The sequence below is a fragment of the Winkia sp. UMB3158 genome (assembly GCF_030217145.1).
Lineage (GTDB): Bacteria > Actinomycetota > Actinomycetes > Actinomycetales > Actinomycetaceae > Winkia > Winkia anitrata.
On sequence record NZ_JASONH010000001.1, the window covers coordinates 181,082 to 202,561 of the forward strand.

Genomic DNA, 21,480 nt, shown 5'->3' on the forward strand with positions numbered 1-21,480 from the left:
AGCCGCGAAAAGCGTAACGGAGGTCCACATGCGCCATTCCGCAAAAACTGTAAAAAGCGTCGGGGGCAGGGTCTTCGTAGCTAAACTTGCAGGCACTGCGGTGTTCGATCCGGTCGGGGACGCGATTGGCAAAGTCAGCGACGTGGTTGTGATGATGCGCTACACGGGCAACCACCGCGCAATCGGCCTGGTAGTAGAGGTCGGTTCCCTGCGTCGAGTCTTTATGCCTCTCACTCGCGTAACCGCTATTAAACCCGGGGCGGTAATCACTACAGGCATGCTGAATTTGCGTCGATTCAGCCAGCGGCCGGTTGAGTCGCTGGTCGTTGGTGAAGTATTGGGACGCCTAGTCACCTTCAAGGACGGCTCTGGGCAGGGACGAATCGCTGATCTAGCCATTGAGCAGGACCAAAATAGTGATTGGTATATTTCAAAGGTTTACGTAGAACGAGGGCGCCCGGGCACTTTCGGATTCAAGCGCACCGGAGGGGACGCCCTCGTAACGCCCTCCCAGATCACCGGCATGCGGGTCAATATGATTCCCGCTGACACGTCCCACCTGCTGGCCATGTATGAAGGGCTGCGCGCTGCGGACTTGGCTGATGCTCTTCACGATCTACCTGACGACCGTCGCCTCGAAGTCGCCGAAGAACTACCGGACGAACGACTAGCGGACGTGCTCGAAGAATTGGGCGAAGAGGACCGCGTTTCCATTGTGGCTCACCTTGCTGCCCCAAGGGCTGCGGACGTGCTAGACGAGATGCAACCAGACGACGCCGCCGACTTGGTCCAAGAGCTACCCGACAACAAAGCCAGCCAACTTCTGGAACTGATGGAACCCGAAGAGGCCGAGGATGTGCGCCGCTTGCTTGCTTACGGTGAGCACACTGCTGGCGGTCTGATGACCACTGAACCCGTCATCTTGCCCCCGGATGCCAACGTCGCCACGTTGCTTGCACACGTGCGCAAGGTAGACGTACCCCCCGCCCTCGCCGCGCTGGTATGCGTGGTCCGTCCTCCCTTAGAGACACCCACCGGCAGGTTTTTGGGGATTGTGCACATACAGCGCGCCCTACGAGAACCCCCGCAAACACTATTGGGCTCTATTCTTGACGGCGACCTAGATGGAGTCGACGCTTCGGCAGGTATCGGTACCATCACCAGGCTCCTGGCAACTTACAACCTGACTGCTCTGCCCGTAGTAGACGCGGACGGGCATCTCCTCGGAGCGGTCTCTGTAGACGACGTTCTAGACGAGCTACTCCCCAACGACTGGCGAGAAGCAGACGAAAAGATAACAGACGAATCGATGGACAGGGAGCATTCAGATGAATGAGCGCCTAGACACCCCCACAAAGTCAGGCAGCCGCTTCGGACGCTTTATGAACCGGTCCAGGCGACGCTCTTCGGGCGGAGAAAACGAAACCTTCGGCAGGGCTGCGGAGGCAATAGCTCGCTTTTTCGGGACGCCTAAGTTCTTGCTCTGGATGACTATCTTCGTGGGAGCCTGGATCATTTCAAACATCGTGCTTGCCCGAGTACGCGGCCTCTCCCCCTTCGACCCGTACCCGTTCATCCTGCTGAACCTGGCCTTTTCCACCCAGGCCTCCTATTCGGCCCCACTGCTCCTGCTGGCCCAGAACAGACAAGACGACCGCGATAGGGTGCTGGCCGAACAAGATAGGCGCCGCGCAGAACGGTCTCTGTCAGATACGGAATACCTGACGCGCGAAATTGCCTCGCTGCGAATCGCTATGAACGACGTAGCCACGCGCGATTTCGTCCGTTCGGAAATCCGTGATTTGTTAGAAGAACTAGTAAACGCGACAGAGGACAAAAAGAAGTCCGATTCGCCAAAGGCATAACAGGGTGCGGACGCACCAGCGCAACACCATACGATTGGAACTATGACTGAGTTAGAACAAGCCGTTGCAAATGCGATGCAATCTGTGATCGATCCAGAACTGCGTCGCCCGATCACCGACCTAGACATGGTCCGAGAAGTCTCAGTTGCTGACGGTAAGGCAGACATTAGTATCGACCTAACCGTTGCAGGCTGTCCCCTGCAAAACACGATCAAGGCCGACGCTACCAAAGCCGCCCTCGAAGTAGACGGCATCACTGACGTCGAAATCCACCTGGGCGTGATGAACGAGGAGCAGCGCAAAGGACTACGCGAAAAGCTAAGCGGCCCCACCCGCCAGGTTCCCTTCGCCCAACCCAACTCGCTGACCCGCGTTATCGCAGTAGCTTCCGGCAAGGGCGGCGTAGGCAAATCCTCAGTCACCGCTAATTTGGCCGTGGCCATGGCTAAAGAAGGGCTCAAAGTCGGAGTTGTCGACGCTGACATCTACGGCTTCTCGATCCCCCGCATGCTGGGGGTTGAGCACGAGCCCACGATGATCGACGGCATGATCGTGCCGCCTGTCGCCCACGACGTAAAAGTAATGTCTATTGGCATGTTCGTACCAGACGGGCAACCGGTGGTCTGGCGCGGACCAATGCTTCACCGCGCCCTGCAACAATTCCTCACCGACGTGTACTGGGGCGATCTGGACGTACTACTACTAGATCTTCCTCCCGGGACAGGCGACGTCGCCCTCTCTATTGCCCAGCTACTTCCCGGCAGCGAGATCTTGTTGGTGACAACCCCGCAGATTGCAGCTGCCGAAGTGGCGGAACGCTCCGGCTCCATCGCTGCCCAAACTCACCAGCGAGTAATTGGGGTCGTCGAGAACATGGCCTACATGCAAACGCCAGACGGGCAAAAGATCGAGGTCTTCGGCTCCGGCGGCGGAGAAATGGTATCGGCGCGTCTAGCAACCGTTCTTGGCTACCCGGTAGATCTACTGGCCCAGATCCCGCTCGACGTAGATCTGCGAATCGGTGGAGACAACGGCACGCCGGTTGCCCTTTCCGACGGCCCCGCAGCCAGCGCGCTACAAGGCCTTGCCAAGAAACTCTCTAAACGCTCCCGCGGCCTATCCGGGCGCAACTTGGGCGTGTCCCCGCTGTGAGCCTAGTAGGCTTAGTAAATAAAAAGGAGTAACCGTGAGCGAGAAAGCCCTCTCCTGGACCTACACAGAAGAGATTGCCGACCAGGACGATGTTATTGCCAAGGCTCGTGCCCTAGGAGAAGAGCTGGGAGCGCCAGCAGTATCCCGCGCATCCGGGGCAATGCTGCGCACGTTGGCAGGCGCAATGGGAGCCAGGACTGTACTCGAGATCGGTACCGGGACTGGAACTTCTGCCCTGTACTTGCTCGAAGGCATGGCTGCCTCCGGGGTAATCACCTCTATTGACATCGAGTCTGAATTCCACAAGGCAGCTCGAGGGCTTTTCCGCGACGCCGGTATCCCCTCTCAGCACACTCGCCTAATCACCGGACGGGCACTGGAAGTGCTTCCCCGAATGGCGCACAACGCCTACGACATGGTGGTAATTGACGGTGACGTCAACGAGGTCGACGCCTACCTCAGGCACGCATGGGAGCTAGTGCGCCCTGGCGGTGCAGTGGTGCTCCTGCATGCTCTCTGGCACGACCAGGTGGCCGACCCCGCTCGCCGCGATCCAGAAACAGTGCAGATGCGCGAGGCCATCAAGTCCCTGCAAGACAAAGATTCTTGGATCAGCTCCGTGCTGCCAATCGGAGACGGCATGGCCATTGGGATTGCTCGAAAGTAACCCGTTATAGCGTTGGGGGCGACCAAGCGGTCGCCCCCCATTTTTTACAGTTCCTCAAGTGCCTTGGCTAGGTCCTGAGCCTCTTCATCGCTAAGCTCAACTACCAGCCGTCCGCCGCCCTCTAGAGGGACCCGCATTAGAATTCCCCTGCCCTCTTTTACAACTTCGAGGGGGCCGTCGCCAGTCCTGGGCTTCATTGCTGCCATGTGCGCACCTGTCCTTACATGTATTGGCACGATTGCCAGCTACTTTTCGGTAGCATAGGGCCATTTTACCAAATTGATATAAAAGGGGCCTGAGATAACCTACAACTCAGCGGTAGCGAGCTTTACGGCCTCTTCGGGAGTATCTGCGACATAGAACATATCCGGATCTTCCTCGCTGATGTATCCCGCTTCTAGAACGGTCTCGCGCATCCACTTCAGCAGGCCTCCCCAGTAATCAGCGCCTACCAGCACGATCGGGAACCGCTTGATTTTGCGTGTTTGCACCAGCGTCACAGATTCGAACATTTCGTCCAACGTACCAAATCCGCCGGGCATCACGATGAACCCAGAAGCATACTTTACAAACATTGTCTTGCGGACAAAGAAGTACCGGAAATTCACGCCCAGGTTCACCCACTGGTTCATCATCTGTTCGTGAGGCAGCTCAATTCCGAGCCCGACGGAAGCGCCGTCGTGTTCGTGAGCACCCTTGTTCGCCGCTTCCATTACGCCGGGGCCTCCCCCGGTAATCGTCGCGATGTTCTTTTGGGCTAGCAGCTTGCCCACTTCGTAACCGAACTTGTAGTGGTCACTGTCCGGCTTCGTTCTTGCCGATCCAAATACACTGACCGCAGGCCCCAGCTCTGCCAGCGCCCCGAATCCCTCGACAAATTCTGCCTGGATTCGCAATACCCGCCAGGGGTCCATGTGGAGCCAATCAGATTCCTGCCCTTTCTTGAGCAGCCTAGTGTCGGTGGTTTCTTTTGGGATCATCCGTCCCCGCAGCATCACCGGACCGCGTCTATACGTTTCACTTCTACTCATTTTCCCAGCATGCCTCACTTACGAAAGTTTTGCGTGCTGACACCTGCACTTTTTCCGTATTGCGACCTGCAGTTAACCTTTCGTTCAGGCTACTTCTTCAGCTTCTTGGCTAATTCTTCGCTCTTTTCAGTGGGAGGCCGGAACGTCGTCGCATCAATCTGCCCGGGTGCTGGCTTGGGTTCTACCAAGGAATGCGGATCTTTTGCGAACTGTTTTCGGGCAGCCGAGGCGGCCTCGCAAATGGCCTTGGTGACTGGCCCGGCACCATCTGGCAAAATCTGAAACTCTGTTTCTTCTTCTGGCTCGCTGGCAATGTAAGGAGCAGAGCTGAAGCCCTTCTTTCTAACCTGCTCCAAGACAGTCCTAAGAGCGGCTTCCCAGTTTCGCACAACCGCCCCAATAACCAGTTGCTTCGCCTGCTCAGTTCCCAGCGCCTTAGCAACGTCAGGAGGGCCCAGCAAGATCACTCCTAGGGTCTTCTTTTCCCCTTCGCGATCGGCGGACCGTTCCTTGATCAGTGTGCGGATGAGGGCGTTATTCGCCTGCTCCGAAGCAGCGGCAACTATTACATCTGCATCGGTTTCGTAAAGTTGCTTTGCTGCCTCCTCTCCTTGCTCCGGGGCGGCCATTGCCCCTAAGTAAAAGCCTTCGCCCTCATCGGTAGTATTCGATAGTGAGGGCTGGGCGTGCGGGTGAGCTAGATCGAAATGGGACATTCCGGCGCTGAAATTAGCAAGCACCGTGGCGGAGACGTTGCTGTAGTCTCCGGCCACCACCGCCAATTTCTTGGTGCGCGTGTACCGCGCTCCAGCATAACCGGCCTGAAAAGCAGATGTAGACAAGTTGAACCGAACAGGCTTTACATTCTCGGGTAACTCGGTGCTGCGCAGAGGCATCGATGCAAATACAAAGTGCACTTTCGGGTTGGCCATCGCAAGCTTGGTAGCAGCAGCTTCCAGGTTTGCACCAAAAACAACCTGCAAGTTACAGCCATCTTCTAAAAAGCCTTCCATTGCCAGCTGGCCGGCAACGGAATCAGGCACAAACCGCACCTGTGCTCCGCGCCTGGCAACGATCCCCTTAGCTGCATTAGCTGCCTCTGTGCCAGGCCTATCTGCACCCTCCAGAACCGCGCACACCTTAGTAGGAGGTTGGGCAATATGCGCCGGCTTATCACTTGCCTGACACCCAGCGGCAAGTAAGGCCACGCATAAAATAGCTAGCAGACGTCTCATCGGTAATCCGCGGGAAGAGTTTCTACCAATTTCTTGATCTCCTGGGCCTTTTCGGAGCTTGCGACCAAAGTTGCATCCTTAGTTCGCACTACCACGACGTCTTCCAGTCCCAACACGGCAATCATTTCGGACGAATCCAGGTCAGTCGCCACGAAGACGCCCTCGTCGGCTTCGACCTCGGCAGCTTTTCTGCCAACCTGGACGACAGGGGCTACTTTAGCGAGAGACTTGAAATCGCCAAGATCATCCCACCCCATCGACGGGGCGGTAGGTGCCACCGCCACCTTGCCGAGGGCGGCTGCCGGCTCAGCAACAGCATGATCGATAGCAATCTTAGTTAGGCAAGGCCAAACGCGTTCGCGCACGTCATCGCGTTCAGGACCGTCCCACGCCGCAGCGATCTGCCGCAGTCCCCGGGCAAGATGGGGATGGTTTAGCGCTAGAGTATCGAGCAGCACACCCGCCTGCGCGACGAACATCCCGCCATTCCACAAGTACCCATTGCGCACATATTCGCTGGCCACTTGTTGGGATGGCTTCTCTACAAATTCCCGGACCTTCCGAGTTCCCTCGCAATCGGTTTCCTCGCCCGGGGCAATGTAGCCGAAACCCGTCGAAGCAAACCTCGGACCAATCCCAATGGTGCAAATCCAGCCCTGCTGAGCAGCTCGCACTGCCGCTTCCACCGCGCGTCGAAATTCGCTCACGTCAGCAACCACGTGATCAGCTGCAAAAGAGCCGACTACTTCTGACCGACCGTGTCGAGCCTCGACGATGGCCGCTGCTAGGCCAATCGCAGCCATAGAATCGCGCGGAGAAAGCTCGGTAATCACCTCGACATTGGAATCCAGCTGGGCGCGCACCGCGTCCTCGTGCATCGATCCCGTTACCACCATGACCGAAGCAGCACCGTCTAGCCGGGAAACTGCGTCGGCAAGCAGAGACTGGCCGGTGCCAGCTAAATCCAGAAGAAACTTCGGTCGATTCCGCTTCGACAATGGCCACAGGCGGGTACCCGCTCCCCCAGCTGGAATAATCGCCCTCACTAGCAAATCCTTCCTGCTGCCGGCCCCGGTTCGACCTCTAAGAAGACGGGTTCGGTAAACGAATGCGCGGCATAGGCGTCGATTATCTGCGCCCGCACTGGTTCGCTCTGCTCCGAATCAACCAAAGCGATGGCTGACCCGCCGAAACCGCCTCCGGTCATACGCGCCCCATAGGCTCCCGCCGCGAGCGCTGCCTCCACTGCCACATCCAATTCTTCGCAGGAGACCTCATAGTCATCACGCAACGAAGCATGCGATTCATTGAAGAGGCTCCCAATGCGTTCCAATGTGCTAGCGTCCAGCTGCTCTTCGCGCAGGAGCTGCACGCTATGGCGAACGCGCGCTACCTCGCTCACGACGTGCCTAGTGCACCGCCGCAACATGGGATCTTCTAGCCTTTCCAAGGCGCCGGCTAAACCTTCCGGAGGAATATCCGCTAGGTAGCTCACGCCCAGGATTTGCGCGGCTCGTTCACAGGAAGTGCGGCGTTTGCCGTACTGGCCATCCGTCAGCTCGTGGGTCGCACGGGTATCAATAACCAGTAGCTGCGCCTGCGCTTTCGCGAGGTCGAATGGCACATTCGTCGCGGACATGTCCCTACAGTTCAATTCCAGCGCATGCCCGCGGGCACACCGCACCGAGGCAGACTGATCCAAGCCACCTGTGGGAGCACCAGCAATCTGATTTTCGGCAGCTCTGGCCGCCTCCACTATCTGTTCTTTCGAGATGGCCAGCGAATAGAGGTCAACCATTGCGACTGCCACGGCGCATTCCAACGCTGCAGACGAAGATAGCCCGGCTCCGAACGGAACGCAGGAATCAATCGCAATATCTGCCCCGCCCAGAATGAAGCCCTGCTGACGCAGTGCCCACACCACCCCGGCAACGTAGGTGGCCCACCCAGGAATCTTATTCGGATTACCGGGCAGGACCTGTTGAAGATCAACCTGCAACACACCCGGGATCTGTGCCGACACTAGCCGCATCAGCCCATCTTCACGTTTCGAGGCCGCCACATATGTGCCGTGCGGCAACGCAATCGGTAGGCAGAGGCCACCGTTGTAATCAGTATGTTCGCCAATAAGATTTACCCTGCCAGGGGCAAACCACACGCCGTCGGCTTCGGCCTCGAAATTCTTCAAAAATAGCTTCTTCACCCGCGAAGAAGCCTCCTGACGATCCCACGCCTGCAACACTCTACTCACCCTGTAATCGTACAGGAGAACTTAGAGTGAATACGGCGCAAAGCAATACCTTGTAACCTTGAGCCATGGCCAAAAATTCACAAGTGACTACTGCCGCTCAACCCTACGACCACACCTATCCCGAATCAGCGCACACTCTAAAGAGCGCATTCACGGAGAAGGGGCTAAAAGGAAAAGTAGGGGCGCTCTCTTCCTGGTACAAAGACTCCCGCATCGGCAGGTTCCTTGGCAGGTACGGCGTACAGCGAGGCGCCCTCTTGGCAGGCGGCATTTCCTACACCGCACTATTTAGCCTGTTCGCTGCATTGGCCATAGGCATCACCATCTTCATGTCGCTACTAGGCTCAAACGACGAGCTGCGCGAATCCGTATTCAAGGCCATCAACTCGGCAATGCCCGGGCTGATTACGGTGGACGGCAAAGAAGGACTAGTGGAACCGAGCTCACTAGTGTTGTCTTCCCCCTTCACATTGCCGGGGATCATCGCCCTCGTGTCATTGCTGCTATCTGCAACCCGCGTAATGCAAGCACTAAAAGTGTCAATCCGAGACATGTTCGGCATTACCGTCATGCCCGTCTCTGCAGTCAGCGACAAACTACGCGACCTAGCAGGATTCATTGTCATCGCCCTGTCGGTGCTAGCAACGGCAGGCGTGGGCGTACTTGCCTCCAGCGCGGGTGGCGCAATCTTTTCCGCCCTCGGCCTATCAGACGGGGTAGGCGCATTTCTGGTGCGCATCCTCGTGCTTGCAGGGGCGGCCCTAATCGACGCCGGAGTTTTCTGGATGCTGGTGCGCTTCATAGCCGCCGTCAGAGTCCCCAAACCAGACCTCATCAAAGGTCTAGTCACCTTCGCTGTCGGGTCAGGCATCCTAAGATGGGCCGGCACCTCACTAGTGGCATCCGTCTCCGACAACCCGATCCTCGCCTCGGCCGCGGCACTAGCCACGCTGCTGCTATGGGTCAACCTCCTAGCCCGCGTCACACTGATGGTCTGCGCCTTCATGGCAAACCCGCCCAGAGCTGCCCTACCGGCAAACCGCGAGCACATTCACGCCGACGAAACCCCCAACTACATCACGGTCACGTACCCGCACACACTAACCTGGCCGCACCAGTCACTTACCGGCGCAATCGAACCGGATCCGCAAAATGATCCCATGGCAATCGAAAAGCGCCAACGCATCCCCCGCTGGGGCGGACTAGTAGGTAAATACAAGACCTGGCGTCTAGGGCACCTCCGCCGGAAACTCCAGCGGGCAGAATCTAACTACTACCTGTAAGACAGGTTGTATTCGGCAACCAGCGGAGCGTGATCCGACCAGCGCGAATCGTGCTGACTGGCCCGGTCCACCCACGTGGGCCCCGCCAAGGGCAACGCCGTATCGGTGACCATCTGATAGTCGATACGCCACCCCGCGTCGTTATCGAATGCACGGCCTCGGAAGGACCACCACGTATAAGGGGCCTGCACGCCCTCGCCCAAATGGTGCCGAGTCAGATCAGTCCACCGCTCCCCGTTCATCCAAGAATCCAAGAAAGCAATCTCGCTGTCTAAAACACCAGAGCGCTTGTTGTGGTTCGGTTTCCAGTTCTTGATGTCATACTCCGACCGCACCACATTAAAGTCCCCGGCGACCACGCACGCGCCCTCTAGTTGCGGCAGGCGCTCAGAGACCTTCTGCAAATAAGCCATCTTCTGCTCCTGCTTCGGGCTGTCCAATTCCCCCGAATGCAGATAGGCAGATACGACCGTAAACGGGCGCGAGCTTCCGTCCGGCCCCACAGTATCCAGGGTGACCTCGGCCCATCGGCCCGAATCTACGTCGAGGTCGTCCTCGTAAAGGAAATCCCTCCGAGAGAGCACGCCCGCCCCTGCCTTAACCGCGATGGCAACGCCGGCCCGCCCCTTAATCCGGCAAGGAACGGCGAATACCTCCCATTGCGACCCCAACAGCGAAGACACAATATCCTCCGGGGCACGCACCTCCTGAAGCAGTAGCACGTCCGGATCAGCCTGATTGATCCAATCTTCCATGCCCTTGCGGAAAGCAGCCCGGATACCGTTTACGTTTACAGAAGCGACCTTCAGCAAATTAATCCTCCTGTGCCAGCGACGACTGAACCTTTACCTGCCCACTCTTCAGTTGAGAGACCAGCTCCTCTACTTCATCCTTGAGCTGCGGCGTAAGTTTCGAATCGTAGGATCCATAAGAGGCGAGCTGGATGCCCCCATTTTCCAAAGTTCCGATCCAGGCATTCGAATCGGAAGAAGAAGAGGCGCCCTCGACAACGGCCTGCACGCCGCGATCTACGCGCTTCAAAATGGAGGTGACAAAGTGGTCCTTCTGATCCTTAAACACCTTCGCACCGTCCGCGCCAACCCAGATCAAGCCCAAATCCTGGTTATTGCCAATCTTGGAAAGGGTTCCCTCAGAAGCAACGCCCGCGATAGGAACAATTACCCCTGCCTTCTTGTCCAGCAGCGCCTTGGTCAGCTGGCCTGCCTTGTCCTTATTAGCAAAATCGCCAACCGCGAAGACTGACTTGCCATCGGCGTCCCAGCCCTCCAGGGCTACAGAGGTGCCCTTCGCATTGTTGTAGTGATCAATGCCCTCGGCAAGACCAGAGGCAGCCGCCTCAGTGAGTTCGGTACGCCGGCCCACATACGTGCCGACAATACCGGTGGTTGTAGTTCCCGCAGCCAGGTACCCGGCAACAAAGGTTCCCTGGGCGGTATCAAAGAGGATCGGCCGGACATTATCCAGCTCCACTGCCTTCCCATCCACGATGGGCTTGGCATCCACGAGGGCGAACCGAGCGTCCTCGTGTTCCTTAGCGACCTTTGCAACCGACTCGGCCATCTGGGCGCCTACCGCGACTATGACCGAACACTTGTCGGAAACAGCCTTCTGCAACTTTTCCTGATATTCAGAGGCGTTCTTGGTTTCGTAGACCTGGGTTTTCGGGGCCTTCTTATCGGTGCGGACAGCCTCCAACCCGTTCACAGATGCCTCGTTTAACCCCTTGTCCTTGGGGCCTGCCTGGTTAGTCACCAGGCAGGCCTTATCCAAAGAAGCGGGTTCGCTGCCATTCTGCCCGTTCGAGCAGGCAGCAAGTCCGAAGGCAAGTGCTGCAGTAGTGGTCAGTACAAGTGCTTTACGCATTGGGGCTCCTTTACAGTAACTAGCCCCAATGCTAACTGCGCTCGGCTGCTTCCACCACGTTTGCGAGTAGGAACACACGAGTCATAGGGCCAACACCACCAGGATTCGGAGACATCTTTCCTGCTACCTGGTCTACCCCATCGGCGACGTCACCTGCGATCTTGGACTTCCCGGTAGTGGGATCCACGGTTCTGGAAACACCGACGTCAAACACAGCTGCCCCCGGGGCAACCATGTCAGGGGTAATAAGATTCGCCACCCCCGCAGCAGACACCACAATGTCGGCTGCGCGCACATGCTGTGCCAAATTGCGCGTGCCAATGTGGCAGCAAGTGACAGTGGAGTTGGTGTCCTTACGGCCAAGCAACAATCCCAACGGACGGCCTACGGTAAGGCCCTGGCCAACTAGGCAAACATTTGCGCCATCAAAGTTGATTCCATTGCGCCTGCCGAGCTCTACGATCCCTCGCGGAGTACACGGCAGTGGCGAATCAACCGGGCTACCAACCCGCAATACCAGGCGGCCAAGGTTTACCGGATGAAGCCCATCAGCATCCTTAGCTGGATCGATCGCCTCCAAGACCGCGTTCGTATCCACGTGATCAGGTAGCGGCAACTGCACGATGAACCCCGTCACCTCCGGGTCGTTGTTCATCTGTTCTACCGCCGCCATCACTTCCTGCTGGCTGGCCGTGGCAGGAAGCTCAATGCGATGAGAGGTGACTCCCACCTCTGCACAATCGCGATGCTTGCCGGCAACATATTTCTTTGAACCCGGGTCATCCCCAACCAGGATCGTTCCTAGGCCGGGGTAAATTCCCTTTTCATTTAAGGCTTTCACACGCGCTGCAAGCTCAGCCTTTATCTGGCGAGCCGCGGCGGTCCCGTCCATCAGGGAGGCGGGACCATCCCACGGAAAACGCACTAGCCGAGTTCGGGGTACAGCGGGTACTTCGCGGTTAGCCTGTCGACCCTGGCACGCAGACCAGCCTCGTCAACTTCCGCCCCGGAGGATGCCTGTACCAACGCGGTAGCAATAATGTCTGCTACCTCGACAAAATCTTCCTTGCCGAAGCCTCGCGTGGCCAGAGCCGGGGTACCAATACGCAAACCAGAGGACACCGAAGCCGGCCGTGGGTCGAACGGTACGGTGTTGCGGTTTACGGTGATGCCAACGCGGTGAAGCAGATCTTCGCCTTCTTGCCCATTCAAAGAAGAGTTACGTAGGTCGACAAGCACCAGGTGAACATCAGTGCCGTCAGTGAGCAGCGAGATGCCCTGCTCAGAAACATCTTCACGGCTTAGGCGTTCAGCCAGTGCCTTCGCGCCCTCCAGGGTGCGGCGCTGTCGATCCTTGAAGTCATCAGAAGCAGCAAGCTTCATAGCTACTGCCTTCGCAGCCACCACGTGCATCAGGGGACCACCCTGCTGGCCGGGGAATACTGCGGAGTTGAGCTTCTTCGCGAGCTTAGTGTCGCGAGATAGAATCATGCCGGAACGCGGGCCGCCCAAAGTCTTGTGCACAGTGGTAGACACGACGTCCGAGTACGGCACCGGCGAGGGGTGCAAGCCCGCAGCTACCAGGCCTGCGAAGTGGGCCATGTCGGTCCAAAGGTAGGCGCCGACCTCGTCTGCGATGGCGCGGAAGGCAGCAAAGTCAATATGGCGGGGGTAAGCCGACCAGCCGGCGATGATTACCTTCGGCTTGTGTTCGAGGGCGAGCTCGCGCACCTGGTCCATGTCGATGCGGAGCGTTTCCTTGTCCACGCCGTAAGCGGCCACGTTGTACAGGCGGCCAGAGAAGTTGATCTTCATGCCGTGGGTCAGGTGCCCGCCCTGGTCCAGAGCAAGGCCCATGATGGTGTCGCCGGGCTTTGCCAGCGCGTGCAGCACTGCGGCGTTGGCTTGGGCGCCCGAGTGGGGCTGAACGTTCACGTATTCGGCGCCGAAGAGCTCTTTGGCGCGATCAATGGCAAGCTGCTCCACAACGTCGACGTGCTCGCAGCCGCCATAGTAGCGACGGCCCGGGTATCCTTCAGCGTACTTGTTAGTTAGGACCGACCCCTGACATTCCAAAACCGCCTGGGGCACAAAGTTTTCCGAGGCGATCATTTCTAGGGTCGAGCGCTGGCGGGCCAGTTCGGCGTCCACCGCTTCTTTAATTTGGGGGTCCAGTTCAGCTAAAGATTGCTGTAGGGGATCAGTCAATTTTTCCTCCAGTGGCGGTATGAATGTTTCCGGCTCCAGCCCAGGCGAGCGACTGGTGGGCCTCTACAATGCCGCTCCCCGGTGGTATCCACCTTAGGCGCCAGTTGCGACAGGTAAAGGGTATATCAAGTCGGCCCGTCGGCGCCACACGCCCCGCCGCCCCGGAATGGAGTGTACGTTCACTCCACGCAAGACCAGGCTCGCCCTCAAAAAGGTAGTGTACGTTCACTCCACGCAAGGCTGGGCGGAGTGAACGTACACTTAAAAAGTTAGGAGAAGACTACCGTTCTATCCCCATTGAGCAGCACCCTATGCTCGGCATGGAACTGCACCGCACGCGCCAGCACCCTGCGCTCCACATCTTGTCCCAAAGCCACCATGTCCTTGGTCGAATCCGCATGATCCACGCGCGTCACATCTTGCTCAATAATTGGCCCCTCGTCCAAATCCGCCGTCACATAGTGCGCCGTAGCCCCAATCAGCTTTACTCCCCTATGATGAGCCTGCGCATACGGACGAGCCCCCTTGAACGACGGCAAGAACGAGTGGTGAATATTAATTACTGCCCCAGCCAACTTCCGACAAATATCGTCACTTAGTATCTGCATATACCTGGCAAGGACCAGCAGCTGCACATTCTCAGACTCAATCAAGTCGAGCAATTCGGCCTCAACCTGGGCCTTATTTATCTTAGTGACAGGCTTGCAAATGAAGAGAACAGAGTGGAACTGCGCAATCGGGGCCAAATCAGGATGGTTACCCACCACAGCCACGACCTCAATAGGCAGCCCCTGAAAATCCTGCCGATACAGTAGATCTGCCAAACAATGCCCTTCTTTGGAGACCATCAATATCGTCCGAACGCGTTCCCCAGCACGATACAAGTTCCACTGCATAGAAAACTCGCCGGCAACCTTGGAAACCTCGCCTTCCAATACATCTTTGCCTTGATCAGAACAGATTTCTACCCGCATAAAAAATAAGCCGGTATCCGGATCTCCAAACTGCTGAGACTGCACTACGTTTCCACCCGCGCGCGCAATGGCCCCAGTAACCTCATGCACAATGCCAGGACGATCTTGGCAAGAAATAGTAAGTACGAAATCTTCGCTTCCGACAGATTCAAGCATCATGCCGCTAGCCTACCTTTTTCCACACCAAATATTGGAAACAGGAGCTAGCGGCACGAGCTACTTGGGCTATTGCCTATCCCTTAACCGATCCGGACATCATTCCCGAAACGAAATACTTACCCAAGAAAATATAAACGATCAGCGTCGGCGCAGAAGCTATCAAAGCGCCTGCCATCGAACCTCCATAGTCAGCCATAATTGAGCCGTGCGCCAATTCGTTCAACGCTAACGTCACAGGGCCCGTCTGAGCGGAACCACCAAAGAACAACGCAAACAGGAAGTCATTCCAAGCCTGAGTAAACTGCCAAATAATCACCACAACGAATGAGGTGATTGAAATCGGTAGTACTACAGACCCGTAAGTACGCAGCATCCCCGCCCCGTCGACGCGCGCGGCCTCGACTAATTCCTCTGGAACGGATTCGTAGTAATTACGGAATATGAGCGTACAAATCGGAATACCGTAAACAATGTGCAACAGCATCAGTGCCGGAATACCAAATGGAGTAACCCCCAATGATTGCCCCGCACTGACTACCAATTTCATCAGAGGGATCATCACCGCTTGGTAAGGGATGAACATCCCAAACAAAATTAGCGTGAAAACAATATTCGAGCCTGGAAACTTCCACCTGCTAAGCACGAATCCGTTCATTGACCCTAAAATCGCAGAAATTATCGAAGACGGAATCACCAATATCAAAGAGCGTACGATACCGCCCTTCAGCGCATCCCACGCCCGGATCCAATTGTCGAACTTCCACTCTGAAGGCAGCGACCAAGCAGTAGAAGGATTAACTTCGGCACCGCTCTTAAACGAAGTAATGAACAAGACATAGACGGGCAATAGCACTATGCAGAGGATCATTAGCAGCAAAAAATACCGCAAAGCTGAAGCGAACACCGAAGTATGCTTCGCCCTCGGCGTGTGGCTGACAACCCTCTTAGCCTCTAATTTGGCACTCATCGTTTGTTCTGCCCCTTCGCATCATGGATCAAATACGGTATGACCAGCGCAGCTACCACCAGGAGAAGGACCGTACCGATAGCCGCGGCTCGCGAATGATCATTCACCGTCATCGCGTTATACATGTCAATCGCGGGCACGAAAGTCTGATACCAATTCTTGTCAGCAATCGCCATAATCAGGTCAAACGACTTGAGGGACATGTGCCCAATAATGATCACCGCAGACAACGCGACCGGTGTCAGCTGAGGGAAAATAATGTTCTTATACAGTTGCCACTCGTTGGCTCCATCAATCCGGGCTGCCTCCCTGAGCTCGTCTGGGATGCCACGAAAGCCAGCTAAAAATAGCGCCATAATGTAGCCCGACAACTGCCAAATCGCGGGAACCGCAATAGCTATAATCGCCCACTTTTGGGATGCGATCCAACTATTCTGCAAAAATCCAAGCCCGAGCGACTGGAATAGCCTATTCAGCCCAGAGGCATCAGCCCCCTGCCCCGAATTAAGCAGCCACCGCCACACAACGCCAGAAGCAATGAACGACACGGCCATAGGGAACATGTAGACAGATCGGAAAATGCCATCGCCCTTTAGAGGGCGCTCCAACAGCCATGCCCACAGGAAACCCAAGATAAGCGTGCCCAGTAAGAAAACTACCGTGAAAATTATCAGGTTCCTAAATGACCACAAAAAATCCTGGTTCTTGAATAGAGCAATAAAATTATCCAGCCCGACAAAATGCACAGGTTCCGCCCCATTGAGCTGGCCGGCAGTGTGATTGTCCAACATGGACGTATAGATGTTCGTTCCAATAAGGCCGTAAACAAAGAAACCAACCAACACCAACGAAGGGCTGATAAGTAGCAGGGCCGGCCCCCACTGCTTTATTCCTCCAACAGAACGTTTCCGCTTACGCAATTTCACTTGTGAAGATGACACGGCTATTCCTCGAAATAATTGGGGTGGGGGCTTGCCGCCCCCACCCGAGACAGCAAATTACTTAGTTTCTGCTGACTTTGCGAACTGCTCCTGAAGCTGCTTGGCATCAAAGTTCCCAGCAGTGAACTTGCCCAAAGCTTCCTTCTTCATAGATTCAGTTACCTTCAGCGGCAATGCAGCGCCGTGCGCAACAGAAGAGACAATCTTGTCCTCGCTAAACGACTTCATCGCCGTCTTCTGGTACTCGCTGAACTTGTCCTTCTCGTCCTCGGTCAAATCAGAACGAGCCGGGATCGAGCCCTTTACGGAGTTGAAAGCGATCTGGCCTTCCTTTGAAGAAATCGTATCCAACCACGCGTCTGTACCGCCCGCATGCTTAGCGCCCACCGGCTTAGTGAAAGAATCGGCTAGGAAATCGAAGACGCCCTGGGTACCCGGCACCGGCCAAGCAAAGTAGTCCTGGTTCAACTTCTTTCCAGCCGCTTCGAACGCAGGCGGAGTCCAGTCGCCCATAACCGTGTAGGCCTGGGTGCCATCATTGTTGATTACGCCCTTCATTGCCGGCTCCCAGTCCTCGTTGAGCAACGATGGGTCAGCGAACTTCATAATCTTCGCGTAATGTTCGAAAGCCTTCGCAACCTCGGCGGACCGCCAGTCTCCCTTGCCATCCATCAGATTCTGGTAGCCGTCAGCCCCCAGATCCGCGATCATGATGGTTTCCAGCAGGTGAAGCTGCCAGGTCGAATTGCCTACTGCCATCGGATACTTCACGCCGGCCTTCTGGAGCTTCTCCATGTCGGCTATCCACGCATCAATATCTGCCGGGGCCTTTGACGGATCGATGCCAGCCTTATCCAAGGCGGCCTTAGAAACCCAAGTCACATTCGCCCGGTGAATATTTGAAGGGATGGAATAGATCTTGCCATCAACCGACAGACGATCAATGAGGTCCTTCGGGAAAGCCTCCCGAAGCTTTAGCTTGTCGTAGGTGCCAGACAAATCCTCTAGGTAACCAGCTTTAATGTCCTCGCTGAGCTCAGCACCCGCGTGCGCCTGGTATGAATCTGGCGGATTCTTTGCCGCAAGGTCCGCCTGCAATTTCTGCTTTGCCTGATCGCCGCCGCCACCAGAGACTGCCTGATTTTGGAAACTCGTCTCAGGGTGTTGCTTCTCTAGAACCTTCTGCAGAGCAGCTAGGCCTTCCTTTTCGGATCCAGCCGACCACCAACTGACAACATCAACCTGGGATGCGTCACTATTGTTGCCGCCGGACGACTTCGCGTCCCCACCGCTGCCACCACAGGCAGACAAGGTTAGGGAAAGTGCAGCCACACCGGCTAACGCTACTAATCTACGCATTCATGCTCCTTTGCACACATGCTTCTGGGAGGAAACGCCATCGTTTTCCTAGTTGCCCTTTGCGGGCCTATTTTATCCCAAAGGAATGGTGCCACTCGGGCATATCGCCGAATTAGCACAGTGCCGGATGTCACGTGCGAGGGCGCGATTCCAATCAATCCCTGTTCTACCAGCAGAAACACCTGCCCCTCTTCACAGTCCCCTACTTATTGGAAGGGGTACCGCCGCCGGCATTCCCGGCGTCTGTAGTGAACGTACACTCCGCGCAAATAGTGAACGTACACTCCGTTGGAAATAAAAATAACCCCGGCGGATGCTACTCTGCCGGGGTCACTAAGAAAGCAGACTACAAAATTCCAGCCTTCTTCACGGTTTCGATTTCTGCCTGCGCAGCCTCAGCATTCTTCTTCAATTGCTCCTTCTGCTTCGCATTCAGATCAAGTCCCTCAACGACCTTCCAGTCGCCACCATCAGAAGTACAAGGCACGCCATAAACAAGGCCCTCAGGAATGTCGTACTGCCCCTTGGAAGGAAGCGCCACAGAAACCCAGTCGCCCTCGGGAGTACCCAAAGCCCACGAACGCATGTGGTCAATAGCCGCAGAACCGGCAGAGGCCGCAGAGGAGGCACCCCGCGCCTCAATAATGGCAGCGCCGCGCTTGGCGACAGTCGGAACGAAGTAGGAATCCAACCATTCTTCATCAACCAGTTCAGAAGCCGCCTTATCGCCGACTGTAGCAAAAGAAATATCCGGGTACTGGTCAGCGGAGTGGTTACCCCAAACCACTACCTTCTTAATATCTGCAACTGCCGCCTCCGTCTTCTCGGCTAGCTGGCTAATTGCACGATTGTGGTCGAGACGCATCATGGCGGTGAAGCGCTCCGCAGGTACGTCCGGAGCTGATGCCGCAGCAATGTAAGCATTCGTATTTGCAGGGTTACCAACGACCAGCACGCGCACATCATCAGCGGCATGGTCGTTGATCGCTTTACCCTGCGGGCCAAAGATTCCACCGTTGGCCTCGAGTAGGTCAGCGCGCTCCATACCCTTAGAACGAGGACGTGCACCAATCAGCAGAGCGTAGTTACATCCCTCAAATGCCTTGTTCGCGTCATCATAAACATTCAAACCGGCGAGGGTCGGGAACGCTGCGTCACGTAGCTCCATTGCAGTACCCTCGGCAGCCTTGACCGCCTGCGGAATCTCTAGCATGTTGATGATTACAGGCTGGTCCGCGCCAAGCATGTCACCCGCGGCAATGCGGAACAAGGTTGCATAACCAATATTGCCGGCCGCTCCCGTAACAGTGACAACTACCGGTTTTTTCGTCTGTGCCATATCTCAAACTCCTTCGTGGATCGGGCGATGCATCCGCCCTGGCGTTACGCCGTAGTTAAAGGATAGATCCGTCACTATCTTTTTTCTTCGGCATAAGTCCCACAATTGCCAATTGGCTCACTTTCTGTCCCGAAATAGTGAACGTACACTCCGCACTCGCTACCCCCTCCTTCTCTCTCCCTCCCCCCGCCCGCAACGCATCTGCGCCCCAACCGACAGATAGTGAACGTACACTTAAAAACAGACTCTCTCGCACCACATACACCAGTGATGCGCCCCTGTATGCCACCAAGTAGAGTGGGATCACCAGAAAGGTGGAACCATGACTAAAACCGACACTTCGCCCTCTGCCAAAGGTGGCAAGGGTAATGCACTAGATGGATGGACTGACGACCCCAGAAAGTTACTACGAGCCCGGGCAAACGTACCCATAGCCCGTTTCGAACGCGATTCAACTCCCGGGTGGGACCTCGGCAAAGAAGCAGCAATAGAACAAACAGCCAAACGCGGAGAAATCATGGCTGAGCTGCAGGAACGACTCTGGGCGCAGGCCAATGCGGGCGAATCAGACCAGAGCCTGCTAGTAGTCGTACAGGGCCTGGACACCGCCGGAAAAGGTGGGGTCGCCCGCCACGTCCTGGCTATGGTCGACCCGCAAGGCGTGTCCATGACAGCATTCAAGAAACCTACCCCAACCGAAGCCAAACATGACTTTCTCTGGCGCATCGAAAAGGCACTTCCAAAGCCGGGTTACATCGGCTTCTTTGACCGCTCCCACTACGAGGACGTGCTGGTCCCCTACGTGCAAAACAAGCTCAAGGGAGGCAACCTAGAAAAGCGCCTAGACAAGATAAATAGGTGGGAAAAAGCCCTAGGCGAGAAGAACATTACGGTCGTAAAGTTCGCCCTCTTAGTGAGCTACAAAGAGCAGGCCGAACGCCTTCTTGAACGAGTTGACCGCCCCGACAAACAGTGGAAATACTCGCCTAGCGACATTGACACCAGGGCCGATTGGTTTGAATACCAGTCAGCCTACGAGGAAATACTGCAGAACTCGGACACTGACAACGCGCCCTGGTACATCATCCCCGCAGACCACAAGTGGTATGCGCGGCATGCAATAACCGAAATTATTTCGCGCACTCTAGCCGACATGAATCCGCAATGGCCCAAACCCACCTACGATGTCGAGGCCGAACGAGCAAGGATTCTTGCGACGATGGACTCCGAGCAGCTCGAGGACTACGAGAACGAAAAGGCAGAGAAAGAGCCGAAGAGGTCGCGGGAAGAGGCCGACTTCAAAGCGAAAGTCGCTGAGCTAAACCCCGATGCCGACGCCGCGACGGTGACGCGGAAATTTGATGGGAAGAATGCCCACGGCGCCGCCTACGACTTCGGCGCACAAGTTACTTCTTGGAAGCCGGACGGTACTGAACGGCTCTGGCTATCCAGTAAGGCGCCTAAACACGGCGATCCTACCCGCGGCGGCGTGCCTATCTGTCTGCCCTGGTTCGGTAATGGCGTCGATGGCAAACAGACGCCTAAACATGGTCTTGCACGATCCCAAAGCTGGCAGTTTGTGGGCCAGCACCAAGACGGAGGAAGGGTGATTGCCAAGTGGGCGCTTCCCAAGGGAGCGTTGGCAACCGAAAATGGCCTTTGGGCCGACCTTTCTGCCACCTATGAGGTGTCGTTTGGAAACAAGTTGCGGCTACAGCTGACTGTTACCAATGAAGGTAAGAAAGCGGTGGATTTCGAGAATGCTCTGCACACATACCTGAAGGTGTCCGATATTGAGAAGATTCGTATCGACGGCCTACAGAAAGTGAAATATGTAGATAAGGTTCCCGGGAAGGAAGGCACTAGGTCCAGCAAGTCCGAGATTCGATTCGGGGGCGAAATGGATCGCATCTACCTTGGTTCCGGCCCGGTGACGGTGAAAGACGGCACGTCGCAACTGCAAATTCGCACTGATGGTGCTTCGAACATAGTTATCTGGAATCCTGGCGGCAAACGCGCAAAGGAGTTTGCTGACATTAAGGGTTCCGAGTGGAGGAACTTTGTTTGTGTGGAGGCAGCAAACGCGCTTGATGATGCGCTCCGACTGAAGCCAGGCAAATCGCACACTATGAAGTACGAAGTAGCTATCGACTAGCCGTCTAGAA

20 protein-coding genes and 1 riboswitch are annotated in these 21,480 nt (G+C 56.2%); of the genes, 6 read left to right on the forward strand and 14 right to left on the reverse strand.

Going from position 1 to position 21,480, the window contains the following annotated elements; translation table 11 throughout:
• Positions 1–28 precede the first annotated feature (28 nt).
• The 4 genes from QP400_RS00955 to QP400_RS00970 are packed head-to-tail and all read left to right on the forward strand — an operon-like array spanning position 29 to position 3,684.
• Complete coding sequence (locus QP400_RS00955; RefSeq protein ID WP_004805915.1) at positions 29–1,336, forward strand: magnesium transporter MgtE N-terminal domain-containing protein; 1,308 nt, start codon at positions 29–31, stop codon at positions 1,334–1,336.
• On the forward strand, positions 1,329–1,865 hold the full coding sequence (locus QP400_RS00960) for a DUF1003 domain-containing protein (RefSeq protein WP_004805914.1): 537 nt from the start codon (positions 1,329–1,331) through the stop codon (positions 1,863–1,865). Before QP400_RS00955 ends, QP400_RS00960 begins: the two co-directional genes overlap by 8 nt.
• 42 nt (positions 1,866–1,907) lie before the next feature.
• Positions 1,908–3,017, forward strand: a complete 1,110-nt coding sequence (locus QP400_RS00965) for an Mrp/NBP35 family ATP-binding protein (RefSeq protein ID WP_004805911.1) — start codon at positions 1,908–1,910, stop codon at positions 3,015–3,017.
• Positions 3,018–3,051: 34 nt separating this feature from the next.
• Entirely contained in the window at positions 3,052–3,684 is a 633-nt protein-coding gene (locus QP400_RS00970; protein ID WP_004805910.1) for an O-methyltransferase, read from the forward strand.
• A 44-nt stretch (positions 3,685–3,728) separates the two neighbouring features.
• On the opposite strand, the gene QP400_RS00975 is transcribed toward QP400_RS00970, so the two are convergent.
• The 5 genes from QP400_RS00975 to galK form a co-directional block, all read right to left on the reverse strand.
• Complete coding sequence (locus QP400_RS00975) at positions 3,729–3,890, reverse strand: DUF3117 domain-containing protein (protein ID WP_004805908.1); 162 nt, start codon at positions 3,888–3,890, stop codon at positions 3,729–3,731.
• Positions 3,891–3,989: 99 nt separating this feature from the next.
• Positions 3,990–4,715, reverse strand: coding sequence for an LOG family protein (locus QP400_RS00980; RefSeq protein WP_004805907.1), 726 nt, complete (start codon positions 4,713–4,715; stop codon positions 3,990–3,992).
• Between the two features lie 89 nt (positions 4,716–4,804).
• A complete protein-coding gene (locus tag QP400_RS00985; protein ID WP_004805904.1) occupies positions 4,805–5,950 on the reverse strand; it encodes a BMP family lipoprotein in 1,146 nt (381 codons plus the stop codon).
• The gene (locus QP400_RS00990) at positions 5,947–6,996 is read right to left on the reverse strand and encodes a mannose-1-phosphate guanylyltransferase (protein WP_004805902.1); all 1,050 of its coding nucleotides are present in this window, start codon (positions 6,994–6,996) and stop codon (positions 5,947–5,949) included. The genes QP400_RS00985 and QP400_RS00990 overlap by 4 nt, the downstream gene beginning before the upstream one ends.
• A complete protein-coding gene (galK, locus tag QP400_RS00995; protein ID WP_004805900.1) occupies positions 6,996–8,192 on the reverse strand; it encodes a galactokinase in 1,197 nt (398 codons plus the stop codon). Before galK ends, QP400_RS00990 begins: the two co-directional genes overlap by 1 nt.
• Before the next feature lie 92 nt (positions 8,193–8,284).
• Between galK and QP400_RS01000 the strand changes: the two genes are divergently transcribed.
• Complete coding sequence (locus QP400_RS01000; protein ID WP_160309228.1) at positions 8,285–9,484, forward strand: YihY/virulence factor BrkB family protein; 1,200 nt, start codon at positions 8,285–8,287, stop codon at positions 9,482–9,484.
• Here the strand turns inward: QP400_RS01000 and QP400_RS01005 are convergent.
• From QP400_RS01005 to QP400_RS01045, 9 genes are all read right to left on the reverse strand, one after another.
• Entirely contained in the window at positions 9,475–10,293 is an 819-nt protein-coding gene (locus QP400_RS01005) for an exodeoxyribonuclease III (protein WP_040314975.1), read from the reverse strand. The genes QP400_RS01000 and QP400_RS01005 overlap by 10 nt on opposite strands.
• A gap of 4 nt (positions 10,294–10,297) precedes the next feature.
• Positions 10,298–11,368 carry a BMP family lipoprotein gene (locus QP400_RS01010; protein ID WP_004805892.1) on the reverse strand — a complete coding sequence of 357 codons (1,071 nt, stop codon included), beginning with the start codon at positions 11,366–11,368 and terminating at the stop codon, positions 10,298–10,300.
• 31 nt (positions 11,369–11,399) lie between these two features.
• Positions 11,400–12,293 carry a bifunctional methylenetetrahydrofolate dehydrogenase/methenyltetrahydrofolate cyclohydrolase gene (locus QP400_RS01015; protein ID WP_004805890.1) on the reverse strand — a complete coding sequence of 298 codons (894 nt, stop codon included), beginning with the start codon at positions 12,291–12,293 and terminating at the stop codon, positions 11,400–11,402.
• The gene (glyA, locus tag QP400_RS01020) at positions 12,293–13,576 is read right to left on the reverse strand and encodes a serine hydroxymethyltransferase (RefSeq protein WP_004805887.1); all 1,284 of its coding nucleotides are present in this window, start codon (positions 13,574–13,576) and stop codon (positions 12,293–12,295) included. The genes QP400_RS01015 and glyA overlap by 1 nt, the downstream gene beginning before the upstream one ends.
• A 31-nt stretch (positions 13,577–13,607) precedes the next feature.
• A riboswitch (ZMP/ZTP riboswitch) is annotated at positions 13,608–13,694 on the reverse strand.
• Between the two features lie 151 nt (positions 13,695–13,845).
• Positions 13,846–14,709: a formyltetrahydrofolate deformylase gene (purU, locus tag QP400_RS01025; protein WP_004805885.1), complete on the reverse strand. Its 864-nt coding sequence runs from the start codon at positions 14,707–14,709 to the stop codon at positions 13,846–13,848.
• A gap of 73 nt (positions 14,710–14,782) precedes the next feature.
• On the reverse strand, positions 14,783–15,676 hold the full coding sequence (locus tag QP400_RS01030; protein ID WP_048707210.1) for a carbohydrate ABC transporter permease: 894 nt from the start codon (positions 15,674–15,676) through the stop codon (positions 14,783–14,785).
• Entirely contained in the window at positions 15,673–16,617 is a 945-nt protein-coding gene (locus tag QP400_RS01035; RefSeq protein ID WP_004805882.1) for a carbohydrate ABC transporter permease, read from the reverse strand. The genes QP400_RS01030 and QP400_RS01035 overlap by 4 nt, the downstream gene beginning before the upstream one ends.
• Before the next feature lie 57 nt (positions 16,618–16,674).
• Positions 16,675–17,976, reverse strand: a complete 1,302-nt coding sequence (locus QP400_RS01040; protein WP_004805880.1) for an ABC transporter substrate-binding protein — start codon at positions 17,974–17,976, stop codon at positions 16,675–16,677.
• Positions 17,977–18,322: 346 nt separating this feature from the next.
• A complete protein-coding gene (locus QP400_RS01045; RefSeq protein WP_004805879.1) occupies positions 18,323–19,315 on the reverse strand; it encodes a malate dehydrogenase in 993 nt (330 codons plus the stop codon).
• Between the two features lie 322 nt (positions 19,316–19,637).
• Here QP400_RS01045 and QP400_RS01050 point away from each other — a divergent pair, with 322 nt between their 5' ends.
• Positions 19,638–21,470: a PPK2 family polyphosphate kinase gene (locus QP400_RS01050; protein WP_004805877.1), complete on the forward strand. Its 1,833-nt coding sequence runs from the start codon at positions 19,638–19,640 to the stop codon at positions 21,468–21,470.
• Positions 21,471–21,480 lie beyond the last annotated feature (10 nt).

Excerpts from the sequence above, each read along its gene's own strand:
- QP400_RS00955 (WP_004805915.1), top strand. The coding sequence starts at position 29 with ATGCGCCATTCCGCAAAAACTGTAAAAAGCGTCGGGGGCAGGGTCTTC.
- QP400_RS00960 (WP_004805914.1), top strand. The coding sequence starts at position 1,329 with ATGAATGAGCGCCTAGACACCCCCACAAAGTCAGGCAGCCGCTTCGGA.
- QP400_RS00965 (WP_004805911.1), top strand. The coding sequence starts at position 1,908 with ATGACTGAGTTAGAACAAGCCGTTGCAAATGCGATGCAATCTGTGATC.
- QP400_RS00975 (WP_004805908.1), bottom strand. The coding sequence starts at position 3,890 with ATGGCAGCAATGAAGCCCAGGACTGGCGACGGCCCCCTCGAAGTTGTA.
- QP400_RS00980 (WP_004805907.1), bottom strand. The coding sequence starts at position 4,715 with ATGAGTAGAAGTGAAACGTATAGACGCGGTCCGGTGATGCTGCGGGGA.
- QP400_RS00985 (WP_004805904.1), bottom strand. The coding sequence starts at position 5,950 with ATGAGACGTCTGCTAGCTATTTTATGCGTGGCCTTACTTGCCGCTGGG.
- QP400_RS01010 (WP_004805892.1), bottom strand. The coding sequence starts at position 11,368 with ATGCGTAAAGCACTTGTACTGACCACTACTGCAGCACTTGCCTTCGGA.
- purU (WP_004805885.1), bottom strand. The coding sequence starts at position 14,709 with ATGATGCTTGAATCTGTCGGAAGCGAAGATTTCGTACTTACTATTTCT.
- QP400_RS01030 (WP_048707210.1), bottom strand. The coding sequence starts at position 15,676 with ATGAGTGCCAAATTAGAGGCTAAGAGGGTTGTCAGCCACACGCCGAGG.
- QP400_RS01040 (WP_004805880.1), bottom strand. The coding sequence starts at position 17,976 with ATGCGTAGATTAGTAGCGTTAGCCGGTGTGGCTGCACTTTCCCTAACC.
- QP400_RS01045 (WP_004805879.1), bottom strand. The coding sequence starts at position 19,315 with ATGGCACAGACGAAAAAACCGGTAGTTGTCACTGTTACGGGAGCGGCC.
- QP400_RS01050 (WP_004805877.1), top strand. The coding sequence starts at position 19,638 with ATGACTAAAACCGACACTTCGCCCTCTGCCAAAGGTGGCAAGGGTAAT.